Source organism: Bradyrhizobium sp. WSM1253 (assembly GCF_000244935.1).
In the GTDB taxonomy this organism is placed as follows: domain Bacteria; phylum Pseudomonadota; class Alphaproteobacteria; order Rhizobiales; family Xanthobacteraceae; genus Bradyrhizobium; species Bradyrhizobium canariense.
Genome location: NZ_JH600073.1, coordinates 1789597 through 1803267, shown reverse-complemented (window position 1 = coordinate 1803267; position 13671 = coordinate 1789597). Strand labels below are relative to the sequence as shown.

Sequence of the window (13671 nt, the reverse complement as noted above, 5' to 3'; positions counted from 1 at the left end):
TCGGCTATATCAGCCCGGTCGAGATGGAGCTAAAATCGGCTTGATCCATGTCCACTTTTTTGGGGGAAGATCAATTCTGGATTGCTTCGCTACGCTCGCAATGACGGCGTTGATGCAGGCGCGCTACTCTCTTCGCATCGTCATGCCCGGGCTCGTCTCGGGCATCCACGTTCTTCGTGCCGCGCGGTGAGGCGTGGATGGCCGGGACAAGCCCGGGCATGACGGAAACAGCTACTTCCCCATCCATTTCGGCGGCCGCTTCTCCGCAAATGCCTTCGGTCCCTCGATGTAGTCCTGCGAGGCCGCCATCGCCTTCACGGCCGGATAGTCGCGCTGCTGCTCGATCGCCTGCTCCAGCGACACGCCGAGGCCCTTCTGGATCGCCTGCTTTGACGCGCGGATCGACATCGGCGAATTCTTGGTGATCATCTCAGCCCAGCGCAGCGCGGCCGTGAGCGCCTCGCCCTGCGGCACCACCTCATTGACGAAGCCGAGTTCGAGACCCTCTTTGGCGCTGACGTGGCGCGCGGTGAGGATCATGCCCATGGCGCGCTTCAGCCCGATCTGGCGCGGCAGCCGGTGCAGGCCACCGGCGAGTGCGGCGAGGCCAACGCGCGGCTCGGGCAGCGCGAAGGTCGCGTTCTCCGAGGCAATGATGAGGTCGCAGGCCAGCGCGATCTCGAAACCGCCGCCCATGGCCACGCCATTGACCGCGGCGATGATCGGCTTGTCGCAGTCGAAGCGCGCGGTGAGGCCGGCAAAGCCGCCCTTGTCCCAGCCGCGCTTGCCGCCGGCCGCCTGCCACTTCAGATCGTTGCCGGCGCAGAACGCCTTGTCGCCGCTGCCAGTGACGATCGCGATCCACTGCTCGGAATCGGCGGAGAAATCGTCAAACACTTTGTTGAGCTCGAAATGCGCGTCGGTGTGCAGCGCGTTGTAGACCTCGGGCCGCGACAGCGTGACGATCGTGATCGGCCCCTTGCGTTCCACCTTTGAGAATTTCAGCTCCATGGTCGCTCCCGCAGTTTCTCGTGAAGGAATATTGCCGGAATACTACCGCGCCACCGCGCTAGAGCACCATCGAATTGCGCAATGCGCCCTGCGCATCCAGTACGCCTTCCGTTGCTTGACTTGGCGACGCTCTTCTCACCTTAATCGTGCGAAGCAAAGCTGCGCCCAGCGCCTTAACGCAAAACGAAAAAACACCCGGGAGAGAGCCGTGGATTTCTCATTGCCTGCCGATCTCGTCGCCTATCTCGCAGAGCTCGACCGTTTCATCGAACGCGAGATCAAGCCGCTGGAAGAGGCCGATGATAATATCCGCTTCTTCGATCATCGTCGCGAATGGGCCCGCACCGATTTCGAGAATGGCGGCCTGCCGCGCCACGAATGGGAAGCGCTGCTGCGCAAGGCCAAGGATCTCGCGGACGCGGCCGGTCATTTGCGATTTCCGGTGCCGAAGCAATATGGCGGGAAGGATGGCTCCAATCTCTGGATGGCCGTGATCCGCGAGCACTTTGCCGCCAAGGGGCTCGGCCTGCACAACGATCTTCAGAACGAGCATTCCATCGTCGGCAACTTCCCCGTCGCTACCATGCTCGATCGCTACGGACGCGACGACCAGAAGGCGATGATCGATGGCTCGATCAAGGGCAAGTACCGCATCACCTTCGGCCTGACCGAGCCAAATCATGGCTCCGACGCCACCCACATGGAAACGCGCGCGGTGCCCGCGACCCGCGACAACGTCAAGGGTTGGATCATCAACGGCGAGAAGATGTGGACGACCGGCATGCACGTCGCCACGCATTGCGCGCTGTTCGCGCGCACCAGCGGCAATGACGGCGATGCCCGCGGTATCACCTGTTTCCTGGTGCCGGCCAAGAGCCAGGGCGTGAAGATCGAAGAGTACATGTGGACCTTCAACATGCCGACCGATCATCCTCGCGTCAGCTTCACGGACGTGTTCGTTCCCGAGGACGCGCTGTTCGGCGAGGTCGGGCGCGGCCTGTCGCTGGCACAATGTTTTGTCCATCAGAACCGTATCCGGCAGGCGGCGAGTTCGTTGGGGGCAGCGGTCTACTGTATCAACGAGAGCGTGAAATATGCGCGCGAGCGAAAACCGTTCGGCAAGGCGCTGGCCGAGAACCAGGCGATCCAGTTCCCGCTGGTCGAGCTTGCGACCCAGGCCGAGATGCTGCGGCTGCTGATCCGCAAGACCGCCTGGGAGATGGACAAGCTCACTGAGGAGCAGATCGAGCGCACGCTCTCCGACCGCGTCTCGATGTGCAACTATTGGGCAAACCGCCTCTGCTGCGAATCCGCCGACCGCGCCATGCAGGTCCACGGCGGCATGGGCTATTCACGCCACAAGCCGTTCGAGCACATCTACCGCCACCACCGCCGCTACCGCATCACCGAGGGCAGCGAGGAGATCCAGATCCGCAAGGTGGCGGGATTTTTGTTCGGCTATATGGGGCCGGGGAAGCATTAGCTGTTATCGCGAGCGAAGCGATCCAAAGTCTTTCCAGAGAGACAGTCTGGATTGCTTCGTCGCAAGGGCTCCTCGCAATGACGGAGGAGAGAGGCGCGCATCCGCCTCCACACCGTCATTGCGAGCGAAGCGAAGCAATCCAGAGATGTCGCCATGGGCGGAGCTCCCGATTGCACCATCGCTTCTCGCAGTCGGCCTAATTCACCCTTCTATCCTTCCCCGCCCAATACGGCTCGCGCAATTGCCGCCGCAAAATCTTGCCTGACGGATTGCGCGGCAGCGCCGGCAGGAACTCCACGCTCTTCGGCGTCTTGAACCCCGCGATGCGCTCGCGGGTGAAGTTGATGATGTCGGTGGCGGTCGCCTGCTTGCCCGGCTTCATCACCACGACGGCCTTCACCGCCTCGCCCCATTTGTCGTCGGGTATGCCGATCACTGCGGCTTCCGCGACGTCGGGATGATCGCACAGCGCGCTCTCGACTTCGGCCGGGTAGATGTTTTCGCCGCCGGAGATGATCATGTCCTTGATGCGGTCATGGATGTAGAGATAGCCGTCTTCGTCCATGTAGCCGGCGTCACCGGTGCGCAGCCAGCCGTCGCCGCGCAGCGTCGCGGCGGTCGCTTCCGGCAGATTCCAGTAGCCTGCCATGTTGGAGCCCGAGCGTGTCGCGATCTCGCCGACCTCGCGCGGCGGCAGCGGCTTGCCATCGACATCGAGGATCGCGATCTCGACGCCCGGCAGCGCCTTGCCGGCCGAGCGCATCCGCTCCAGCCCCTCGATATGATCCTCCGGCGGCAGCGCGACGATGGTGCCGGTGGTCTCGGTCATGCCGTACATCTGCACGAAGCCGCATTTGAAGATCTCGATGCATTCCTTCAGCAGCGCCGCCGGTATCGGCGAGGCGCCGTACAGCATGTATTTCAACCGCGAGAAATCGACAGTCCTTGCGCGCGGCTGCCGCACCACGAACTGCATCGCGGCGGGCACCATGAACAGCTTTGTGATGCCGGACTGTTCGAAAGAATCCAGCACTTTTGTCGGATCGAACTCGCGCGCGATCACGCCGCGGGCGCCGTGATAGAGCCCCATCACGCCCCAGCCGGATCCGCCGATGTGGAAGATGGGCATCGCCACCAGCGACACGTCGTCGGTCGACCACCGGTTCCATTCAGGCTTGTCCTCGGCATTGCCGGTTTGCACGAGGTTGAGGAAGTTCGCATGCGACAGCATCGCGCCCTTCGGCTTGCCCGTCGTACCCGACGTATAGAGCTGAATCGCGATGTCCTTCGCGTCGATCGGCACCTTGGGATCATCGCCACTCTGTGCATCGCGCCAAGCTGTAAAATCCTGCCATTCCGGCGCGCCACCTTCGGTGGTGATGACGCTGCGCACGCCCGGCAACTGGCCCTTGATCTGGCGGACCAGGGCGATGAACTCAGGTCCCACGAACAGCACCGGCGCTTTGCAGTCGCTCACGATGAAGGCGACCTCGGGGCCCGCGAGCCGCCAGTTCACGGGCGCCATCACCACGCCGGCCTTCATGGCGCCCATCAGCAGCTCGAAATAGATGTCGCTGTTCTTGCCGAGATAGGCGATGCGCTCGCCGCGTCTCACACCCATCGCGATCAGCGCGTTGGCCACTTTATTCGTCTTGACGTCGAATTCGGCAAAGCTGGTGACGCGGCCTTCGAACTCGAAGGCGATCGCGTTGCCGCGGCTCTTGGCGCGCTCGCGCACCATGTCGGCGAGATTGGCCAATGGCTGTGTGGTCATGTTTCTCCCATACCGTCTTGTTCTTATGCCGCGGAGTGTGGCGTCATCCGCAGGGGAAGACAAGACGGGGGAAGGTACGCCATGGCTTCAACGTCGTCGTCCTGGCGAAAGCCAGGACCCATAGCCACAAAACGCAATTTGGCGAAGACCGGCCATGGCCTATCTTCGCCAAAAAACATTCGGTGGGAATGGGTCCTGGCTTTCGCCAGGACGACTACGTCACCCCCGCTTCGCACGATCCTTTTCGTTCTGCGCCATGATGCTCTCGCGCGCGGTTTTCCAGTCGTCGTCGCTCCAGTCGCGGAGCTGGTAGAAATTGCCGCCCATCGCGAGCGCCTGCGCGCCGTCCATGGCGATGGTCTCGCCGGAGATCCAGTCGCAGCCGCCCGAGATCAGGAACACGGCGACGTTCTGCAATTCCTCCATGGTGCCGACGCGGCCCATCGGGTTCATCGCCTTGGTGCGCGCGCCGGCTTCGTCACCGGGCTTGATGCGCTTGCTCATGCCCTCGGTCGGGATCTCACCCGGTGCGATCGTGTTCAGCCGGATGCCGTAGCGGCCCCATTCGGTTGCGAGCGACATCGTCATCGCGTGGATCGCGGACTTGCTCATCGCCGACGGCACCACGTAAGGCGAGCCGTTGCGCACCCAGGTCGTGGTGATCGAGACGACGTTGCCGGGCTGCTTCAACGCGATCCAGCGCTTGCCGACCGCTTGCGTCACGTAGAACGTGCCGTGCATGACGATGTTGGCGACGGCGTCGAAGCCGCGCGGCGACAGCTCTTCGCTGCGCGAGATGAAATTGCCGGCGGCGTTGTTGATGAGGTCGGTGAGGGGGCCGTCGCGAAAGATGGTCTCGATCATCTCCTCGACCGCGGGCGCGTTGCGGATGTCGACGCCGTGGCTGCTCACGCGGCCGCCATACTCGGCCATCAGCTCGGTCGCGGTCTCGTCGCAGACGATCTTGCGGCGGCCGCAGATGTGCACCTCGGCGCCGAGCTGGAGGAAGCGCGCCGCCATCGACTTGCCGAGCCCGGTGCCGCCGCCGGTCACGAGGATGCGTCGTCCCGCCAGAAGATTTTCCTTGAACATGTCTGTTTCCCCTGTCGCGATTGTCGGTTAATTGATCGATTGACTAAATCCGGCCGCCGTCGTCCTGTAAAGCGGTACCGAACAAGAACAGCAGGGAACCAGGGGAGAATTCATTCATGGAAGAGCGCGTCTCGATCTCGATCTCGGAAGGCATCGCCGATGTGCGCCTGGTGCGCGCGGACAAGATGAATGCGCTGGATCAGGCCATGTTCGAGGCCCTTGTCGCCGCAACCGACCGGCTTTCAAAGGACAAGAGCGTGCGCGTCGCGGTGCTGTCGGGCGAGGGCCGCGCCTTCTGCGCCGGTCTCGACATGGGGCGTTTTGCCGCCATGAAGGAGAAGGGCGGCAACGGAATTCCGGGTGGCGAAAATCGCGATCTCACCAAACGCACGCACGGCCAGGCGAACTTTGCGCAACAAGCGGTGTGGGGCTGGCGCCAGCTTCCGGTCCCGGTGATCGCCGCGATCCAGGGCGTCGCCTTCGGCGGCGGCTTCCAGCTCGCGCTCGGCGCCGACATGCGCTTCCTGACCCCCGATGCGCGGATGTCGGTGATGGAAATCAAATGGGGTCTGGTGCCCGACATGGCGGGCACGCCGATCCTGGCCTCGCTCGTACGCGACGACATTTTGCGCGATCTCACCTACACCGGCCGCATCTTCTCCGCGCAGGAGGCGATGGCTTACGGTCTCGCCACGCGCATCTGCGACGACCCGCGCGCGAGCGCCCTCGAAGTCGCGCGCGAGATCGCGGGAAAAAGCCCCGATGCGATCCGCGCCGCAAAACGCCTGCTCAACAATCTCTCGGTCGATCCGGGCCCCGCGCTGCTTGCCGAGTCCGTCGAGCAGCAGAAGCTGATCGGCAGTGCGAACCAGACCGAGGCGGTGCGCGCCAATCTGGAGAAGCGCGCGCCGAAGTTTGCGGATTAGCGCAGACCTCATCCCGAGGAGCCGCGAAGCAGCGTCTCGAGGGATGGGCCACGGGCTCTCATGGTTCGAGACGGCGCCTTGCGCCTCCTCACCATGAGGGGCAACTTCAACAACAAAGAAAAACCAACAATGAGCGAAACGTCAAATTTCCTCGGCATCGTCTCCGGTGAGCGCAGCCGCTCCCATGCCGAGGTCGCTGATCGTGCCGATCGCATCGCCGCGGGCCTCAGCCAAATCGGCGTCAGGCAGGGCGATTGCGTCTGCATGTTGATGCGCAACGACATTGCCTTTCTGGAAGCTGCCTATGCCGCGATGCGGCTGGGCGCCTACGGTGTGCCGATCAACTGGCACTTCAAGCCGGAGGAGATCACCTACATCCTGAACGACACCGGCACCTCCGTGCTGATCGGCCATGCCGACATGCTGCATGCCTTGCGCGATGCGATCCCGAAAGGCGTCATCGTGCTCAGCGTGCCGACGCCGCCGGAGATCCTGTCCAACTACAAGATCGATCCCGATCATCTGAAGACGCCGGACTTCGCGATCGATTTCGAATCTTGGCTCGCACAGCACCAGCCCTATGACGGCCCGATCGTGCCGCAGCCCATGAACATGATCTACACCTCGGGCACGACAGGCCATCCCAAGGGCGTACGGCGCAATGCACCGACGCCGGAACAGGCGGCCGCCGGCGAGCGCATGCGCGCGATGATCTACGGCTGAAGCCCGGCGCCCGCACGATCCTGCCGGGTCCGCTCTATCACTCCGCGCCGAACTCGTTCGGCATCCGCGCGGGAAAACTCGGCGGTGCACTGGTGCTGATGCCGCGCTTCGAGCCCGAGGAATTTCTCGAGCTGATCGAACGCTACAAAATCGACACCATCTTCATGGTGCCGACCATGTTCATCCGCCTGATGAAGCTGCCGGGGGAGGTGCGCAAGAAGTACGATGTCTCCTCGCTGCGCCATATCATCCATGCCGCCGCGCCCTGTCCGGCGGACGTCAAGCGCGCCATGATCGAGTGGTGGGGGCCGGTGATCTACGAATTCTACGGCTCGACCGAATCCAGCGCCGTCACCTTCGCGACCTCCGAGGATGCGCTAAGGAAACCCGGCACCGTCGGCAGGATTTCGCCCGGCGCCGAGCTGCGCTTCATCGGCGATGACGGACGCCTGCTGGGCGTGGGCGAGATCGGCGAGATCTATTCGCGCATGGCCGGGATGGCCGATTTCACCTACCACAACAAACCGGAGAAGCGCGCCGAGATCGATCGCGACGGCTTCATTACCTCCGGCGACGTCGGCTATATCGACGAAGAGGGCTACGTCTTCATCTGCGACCGCAAGCGCGACATGGTGATCTCGGGCGGCGTCAACATTTACCCGGCAGAGATCGAGTCGGTTCTGCATGCCGTGCCCGGCGTGCATGATTGCGCGGTGTTCGGCATTCCCGACGCAGAATTCGGCGAGACCTTGATGGCCGTGGTCGAGCCCCAGGCGGGCATCACGCTCGACGCCGCCGAAATCCGCGCCCGGCTGAAGGCCTCGCTCGCCGACTACAAGGTGCCAAAACACATCGAGATCCGCGCCGGGCTGCCGCGCGAAGATTCCGGCAAGATCTTCAAGCGCCGCCTGCGCGATCCCTATTGGGAGCAGGCGGGGCGGAAGATCTGACGGTGCGTAGTGCGTAGCCCGGGTGAGCGAAGCGATACCCGGGATAATAAGCCCCGGATGTCGCTTCGCTCATCCGGGCTACACACGCCCGTGAATTCGTGAGCGGCTTCGTCGACCGCAACCTCGCTCATCGTGCTATACTCACGGGATCACCGTCTCGCGGATCATCCCATGGCTCCCGTTTCCATCCTGCTCAACCTGCTCTGGATCCTCATCGGCGGCGCCTGGATGGCGCTCGGCTGGCTGATCGCCGCGGTCATCATGGCGATCACCATCATTGGCCTCCCGTGGGCGCGGGCAGCGTTCAACATCGCGGTCTACACGCTGATGCCGTTCGGCTCGCGGGCGGTCAGCCGCTATGAGGTCACCGGTGTCGAGGATGTCGGCACCGGTCCGCTCGGGGTGATCGGCAACATCATCTGGTTCGTGCTGGCTGGCTGGTGGCTGGCGCTCGGCCATCTCCTCACCGCCCTGGCCCTCGCGATCACCATCATCGGCATTCCCTTCGCCTGGGCCCACCTCAAGCTCGCGGGCATCGCGCTCTGGCCGATCGGCAAGGTGATCGTGCCGGCTTAGGGGAACTCGTAAGCGTCCCCGCGGCACATCCTTCGAGACGCCCGCCGTTGGCGGGCCCTCAGGATGAGGGCGGAACACGTGGCTCCACCTGCAACGAATCCCGACGCAACTCAGCCTCATCCTAAGGAGACCGCGAAGCGGTCGTCTCGAAGGACGAGGCGCTTGCTCAGCTCGTAAGACGGGTAGAGCGCCAGCGAAACCCATCAATCCGTCCGCCGATGATGAAGCATGATGGGTTTCGCAAGGGCTCAACCCATCCTACGCGCTGATTCGAAGTGGAGCACGACTGCTTTCGACCGGGCATAGGTATCCTGCCCCTCGGCAATGCGTCAGATTCATTGCAACTTTTTCCCGGCTTCATTGTTGAAGAACGGGAGCGAACGCTGCCGCAATGTGCCGCGGCCGGCTGGCCCACGGCTCATTCTTATCGGGAGGCGATTGCATGAAGTGGCTTTGTTTGATCGGCTTTGTGGCGGGGACCGTTGCTTTAATACCTTCACCTTCTGCTTCGGCGATGCCCGCTGCCAAGCCGGACGCACTGGGCGCGTCTCAGACTGCCACTATCGAGGTCAAGGGCGGCCACGGGCATGGTGGTGGCCACGGCTGGGGTCATCACGGTGGGCGTGGTCATCATTACGGTTGGGGCAGAGGCCGAGGTCATCATTATGGCTGGCGGCACCATCACCACTGGTGAGCGTCACGATTGTCCCGAGATCGGAGTTGGTACCGATGTTAATACGGACCGCGAAGCACATCCGGGAGCTTGAGGACCAACCAAGCTCGTAGGATCGGTAGAGCGTGAGCGAAACCCATCAAACCGTCCGCCGATGACGAAGCATGATGGGTTTCGCAAGCGCTCGGCCCATCCTGCACGCTGCGTGCATCAATGCGCATGCGCCCTCAGGGACGAACGCGAATGATCGTATTCCCCTTGCGTCGCCTGGTCGGGTTTAAGGCGGCGACGGCATCGTCGAAGATCGAGACGTTGCCGATGTTTGTCCGCAATCGTCCGTCCCGCACCCGCTGGACGATCTCACTCAGTTGGGCACGATCGGCCTCGACGACAAAGTCGACCGCCAGGCCGTCGGAGGGTCGCGCCTCTGCGGGCCCGACGATGGTGACCAGTGTTCCTCCGGCTCGAATCAATGCTGCGGACCGCTTCTGGATGTCACCGCCGATGACATCGAACACCAAGTCGACTTTGCCGATGTCTTCCAGGGCATCGTTGTCGAGGTCGACGAACTCCTTCGCGCCGAAGTCGAGCACCGTCTGACGGTCGGCGGCGCGTCCGGTGCCGATGACGTGGGCGCCGGCCTCTCGTGCGAGTTGCGTCACCATCGACCCGACTGCACCGGCCGCGCCGTGTGCGAGGACGCTTTGCCCCGCCTGAAAGCGGCCGTGCTGGAACAGCCCTTGCCATGCCGTCAGGCCCGAGATCGGCAGGCTTGCGCCCACCGTGAAGTCGACGTCGCCCGGGAGCGGCGCGAGATTGCGTGCCTCGATCGCCACATACTCGGCGAGCGTGCCGTCGCGATACCAGTCCGCGAGGCCAAACACCCGCTGTCCTACCGACAACCCCGTAGTGCCATATCCGAGAGCGGTGACCACTCCAGCCAACTCGTGCCCAGGGATCGACGGTGTTCGGTCACGCTCGAGGCGATCGGTCCAGGTCGAGGGCCATGTCAGCTCGGTCGGAACAAATCCCGACGCATGAACCCGAACAACGACATCGTTTATCGATGCCTGCGGTTCGGGCCGCTCCACCAGCTTCATCCCGGCCGTTCCCGCGGCCCGTTCCCTCACAACGATCGCCTTCATGGGATTATCTCCTCGGTCATTGTCTGTTGATGCAACTGTTGCAGGCAGCGTAAGCACAACGGCTATCTACAAACTGCCGGGCAGTGTGGAAGTGTCCGCGATCTGCGCTGTCCGGATTGACCAGCTCGTACTGAGACTGCCGATCGGGTTCGCTTCGGTCGCGGTACTAGCAGCTAGATGCGTCGCGCCTGGTCATGAAACCAGTACCAAGATTGCAAATTCTGGCTGTACCAAGCGCATTCAGGCGGCGCTCAGATTGCGCTCGTAGGATGAGGAGAGCGCCAGCGGCACCCATCGATCCGTCCGCCGGTGACGAACCAGGAAGAGTTTCGCAAGGGCTCCAGATTAAGACGACGATGCGATCCCTTGTTCCAACAACACTCTGGCTGCCTCGCGGTTAGCCTCGACGATGGCGGGATCACGCGTTGACTGTGCGATCACGAGCGAGCCTTCGAACAGCGACAGGATCTGGATCACGGCCCTTTCGGGTTTGCTCAATGACAAGGGCTCAACGAGTGACGCAACGAAGTCGTGCAACTTTGTAAAATACGCTGCGATGGTCGCCTCTACGCCCGGGGAGTTTGCCTCCGGGCCGAATTCGGCCATTCCTTTGGCGAACGGACAGCCGCGGAACGAAGGCGCAAGGAGCGGTTGTTCGAGTGCGTCGAAAACAGCGAGAACGCGCTCCACTGGCGTGAGACCGGCTCGCTCGGTGGAGGTCGAAAGCATCTGAAACCAGACGGCGCTCTTGTAGCGCAGATAAGTGGCGATGAGGTCGGCCTTCGAGGGAAAGTGCTTGTAGAACGTCATCTTGGCCACGCCGCTTTCGGCGATGATCCGGTCGATTCCGACGGAGTTGATGCTGAACCGGTAAAACAGGTCTGACGCCGTCTTCAAAATGCGCTCGCGCGGGGCGAGCGCATCGAGCGGTTGAATATCCACGTCCACGAAATCAAGCAGCGTGCTCATCGATCGTCCTTAACCGAGCCGTATGCGTCGCTGGACAGACTATTCTGTCAATCTAGGGATTGCAAAGACATACAGGTCTGTCTATAGATTCATTATTCCTTGGATTTCAGAGAAAGATCGTGAGATGAGCGGAAAAGTTGTGGTTGTGACGGGTGCGAGCAGTGGTTTTGGGAAACTCACCGCCTTGGAGCTCGCAAAGCGGGGTCACACGGTGGTTGCTGCCATGCGCGATGTCGCAGGAAGAAATGGCCGTGTTCGCGACGAGCTTGTCGAAGCGGCAAAGGCTGAAGGGCGTGCGCTCCAGGTCCTCGAGATGGACGTCGCCGACGAACAATCCGTCAACGCCGCGATCGCGGAAGTCGTCCGGCAGCACGGCCGGGTCGATGCCCTGGTCAACAACGCGGGAATGATGCCCGTCGGCGTCACGGAAGCCTATACGGTCAAGGATATCGAAGCGCAGTTCGCCGTGAACTTCTTCGGCGCCGTTCGTACCGATCGTGCCGTTCTGCCGCACATGCGGGCTGCCGGCAGCGGCGTCCTCGTCCATGTCACGTCGCTCATGGGGCGGGTGGTCTTCCCGTTCTTCGGTGTCTATTCCGCCAGCAAGTTCGCGCTCGAAGCCCTCGCGGAAGCCTACCGCTACGAGCTTTCGAGCTTCGGTGTGGATTCGGTCATCGTCGAGCCAGGCCCGTTCCCGAGCAACCTTCTTCCATCCAGCCCTGAACCCTCCGACCAAGACGTGCTGAAAACCTATGGCGGTGTTGCGGCGATCCCGGGTCAGATCAAGCAGCACTCCAACGATGGAAACGACCCGCAGAATCCGCCGCAGCCCCAGCTCGTCGCGAATGCGATCGCGCAGCTGGTCGAGGCCACGGAACGGCGGCCTCTGCGGACGGTCGTGATGCCCGAAGGCATGGATCTCGGTGTCCAGCGTCTGAACGAGGCCGTCGCCCCGATTCAGAACGACCTTCTTCGCGCGCTCGGCATGGCGAGTATGATTTGACGCGAACGCGATAAGCACACTGTACAGCTCGTAGGAAGGATAGAGCGTGAGCGAAACCCATCACCGTCCGCCGATGACGAAGCATGATTGGTTTTGCGAGCGCCAAACCCATCCTACGCGTGCTGACGACCCATGGCAGAGAAAGACCACTTGGAGTAGAGTAGCGGCGCCGGATATTTTCAACGGAGCCCGAGATGTCCTTTCTCAAGTTTGGGATCGGTTTGTTGGCCGTCCTTGCGACGAGTGGATTTTGTGCGGCCCTCGCGGAAGATAATTCACTTGAGTACAAGCGCGTGACGGCGACCGAACTGAAGTGGAGCCCGCTGCTTTCGATGCCTAAGGGGACGCAATCGGCGGTGCTACACGGCAATCCGGGCAAGCCGGGCCTCTATACCGTTCGACTCAAAGTACCGGCGAATTCCAAAATGCCTGTGCACTCTCACCCCGATGAACGCGTTCGCGTCATCATTTCGGGGACGTACTATTCTGCGCTGGGCGACAAGGTCGATGCATCGAAGCTCCTGAGCTTTCCCCCCGGTACGTTTTCGCACGTGCCGCCAAAGGTGTGGCAGTTTGCGGAAACCAGGGACGAAGAGGTGATCTTCGAGATTACCGGGATTGGACCGACAGGCATCGACTATTTGAACGCCGAGGATGATCCTCGAAAGCAAAAATAACGTTGGTCGACCTGCCGAGCGCTTCAGCACTCGTAGGATGGGTAGAGCGCAGCGAAACCCATCAATCCCTCCGCCGCAGACGAAGCATGATGGGTTTCGCAAGCGCTCTACCCATCCTACGCGGCCCAAGGCAGAGCGGATGGCTCTCTCACACCATAGCCATGTCCGCTCGTGGCAGTGGGTGGGGCGCTCAGTCGACGCCGAGCACACCATCCCTCGCGTTGCCCGACAAGCAAAACACGCCACATGCAGGTCAAGCACCGGGCCGTCGAATATTCTGATTGACCGAATTATTATCTTCGGGTAAACCGCAGCCATCCCAGCCCGCCAGAAGGGGCGTTTCGCGATCGTCACGATACGTGAGCCGGGATGCGATGGACGCGGCAGCGCCGGCGCGTGACGAGGTGGCAGGGCGGGCGACCCCTGTGAGCCATCGCGATCTGCGCGAACGACCCGGCGCTGTCACATCGGTTCTTTTCGGCTTCGGTGGCGAGCACGCGCAAGCTTCCGGATGTCCGGGGAGGGACGTCCGCGGACGGCAAAAGCGTGTGGTCCTGACGCCCGGGGTTTGTGCGTCAAGGCTTGCGGTGATGTGCGGCTCGACCGAGTGCGCGCATCGATCATCCGCAAGGCGACGGGGGCAATAGTGCATCGCTCCCCGGGGAGAGC

General features: G+C 62.4%; 12 protein-coding genes and 1 pseudogene. 8 read left to right on the top strand and 5 right to left on the bottom strand.

Annotated features, from left to right (window positions below; genetic code table 11):
- Window positions 1-190: hypothetical protein (locus tag BRA1253DRAFT_RS44865; protein WP_210161955.1), on the top strand; the 190-nt coding region annotated here is incomplete at its 5' end.
- Window positions 191-231: 41 nt separating this feature from the next.
- On the opposite strand, the gene BRA1253DRAFT_RS10260 is transcribed toward BRA1253DRAFT_RS44865, so the two are convergent.
- Window positions 232-1011: an enoyl-CoA hydratase-related protein gene (locus BRA1253DRAFT_RS10260; RefSeq protein ID WP_007593702.1), complete on the bottom strand. Its 780-nt coding sequence runs from the start codon at window positions 1009-1011 to the stop codon at window positions 232-234.
- 208 nt (window positions 1012-1219) lie between these two features.
- Between BRA1253DRAFT_RS10260 and BRA1253DRAFT_RS10255 the strand changes: the two genes are divergently transcribed.
- Window positions 1220-2494, top strand: coding sequence for an acyl-CoA dehydrogenase family protein (locus BRA1253DRAFT_RS10255; RefSeq protein WP_007593699.1), 1275 nt, complete (start codon window positions 1220-1222; stop codon window positions 2492-2494).
- Window positions 2495-2690: 196 nt separating this feature from the next.
- On the opposite strand, the gene BRA1253DRAFT_RS10250 is transcribed toward BRA1253DRAFT_RS10255, so the two are convergent.
- Both BRA1253DRAFT_RS10250 and BRA1253DRAFT_RS10245 read right to left on the bottom strand, forming a co-directional pair.
- Window positions 2691-4268: a fatty acid--CoA ligase gene (locus BRA1253DRAFT_RS10250; RefSeq protein WP_007593698.1), complete on the bottom strand. Its 1578-nt coding sequence runs from the start codon at window positions 4266-4268 to the stop codon at window positions 2691-2693.
- A 219-nt stretch (window positions 4269-4487) separates the two neighbouring features.
- On the bottom strand, window positions 4488-5360 hold the full coding sequence (locus tag BRA1253DRAFT_RS10245) for an SDR family oxidoreductase (protein WP_007593696.1): 873 nt from the start codon (window positions 5358-5360) through the stop codon (window positions 4488-4490).
- 116 nt (window positions 5361-5476) lie between these two features.
- Here BRA1253DRAFT_RS10245 and BRA1253DRAFT_RS10240 point away from each other — a divergent pair, with 116 nt between their 5' ends.
- The 4 genes and pseudogenes from BRA1253DRAFT_RS10240 to BRA1253DRAFT_RS43480 all read left to right on the top strand — a co-directional run bounded on the left by BRA1253DRAFT_RS10240 (window position 5477) and on the right by BRA1253DRAFT_RS43480 (window position 9302).
- Complete coding sequence (locus BRA1253DRAFT_RS10240) at window positions 5477-6286, top strand: crotonase/enoyl-CoA hydratase family protein (RefSeq protein ID WP_007593694.1); 810 nt, start codon at window positions 5477-5479, stop codon at window positions 6284-6286.
- Between the two features lie 129 nt (window positions 6287-6415).
- Window positions 6416-7959, top strand: a pseudogene (locus tag BRA1253DRAFT_RS10235) (acyl-CoA synthetase).
- Between the two features lie 171 nt (window positions 7960-8130).
- Window positions 8131-8535 (top strand): YccF domain-containing protein, encoded by a 405-nt coding sequence (locus BRA1253DRAFT_RS10230; RefSeq protein WP_007593693.1) that lies wholly within the window; start codon window positions 8131-8133, stop codon window positions 8533-8535.
- Between the two features lie 587 nt (window positions 8536-9122).
- The gene (locus BRA1253DRAFT_RS43480; RefSeq protein ID WP_007593691.1) at window positions 9123-9302 is read left to right on the top strand and encodes a hypothetical protein; all 180 of its coding nucleotides are present in this window, start codon (window positions 9123-9125) and stop codon (window positions 9300-9302) included.
- Window positions 9303-9435: 133 nt separating this feature from the next.
- Here the strand turns inward: BRA1253DRAFT_RS43480 and BRA1253DRAFT_RS10220 are convergent, their stop codons facing one another.
- Window positions 9436-10353 (bottom strand): NADP-dependent oxidoreductase, encoded by a 918-nt coding sequence (locus tag BRA1253DRAFT_RS10220; protein ID WP_007593690.1) that lies wholly within the window; start codon window positions 10351-10353, stop codon window positions 9436-9438.
- A gap of 345 nt (window positions 10354-10698) precedes the next feature.
- Window positions 10699-11322, bottom strand: coding sequence for a TetR/AcrR family transcriptional regulator (locus tag BRA1253DRAFT_RS10215; RefSeq protein ID WP_007593689.1), 624 nt, complete (start codon window positions 11320-11322; stop codon window positions 10699-10701).
- Between the two features lie 124 nt (window positions 11323-11446).
- Here BRA1253DRAFT_RS10215 and BRA1253DRAFT_RS10210 point away from each other — a divergent pair, with 124 nt between their 5' ends.
- Together BRA1253DRAFT_RS10210 and BRA1253DRAFT_RS10205 are read left to right on the top strand one after the other, a co-directional pair.
- Window positions 11447-12325 (top strand): SDR family oxidoreductase, encoded by an 879-nt coding sequence (locus BRA1253DRAFT_RS10210; RefSeq protein ID WP_007593688.1) that lies wholly within the window; start codon window positions 11447-11449, stop codon window positions 12323-12325.
- A gap of 194 nt (window positions 12326-12519) precedes the next feature.
- Window positions 12520-13002, top strand: coding sequence for a cupin domain-containing protein (locus tag BRA1253DRAFT_RS10205; RefSeq protein ID WP_007593682.1), 483 nt, complete (start codon window positions 12520-12522; stop codon window positions 13000-13002).
- Window positions 13003-13671 lie beyond the last annotated feature (669 nt).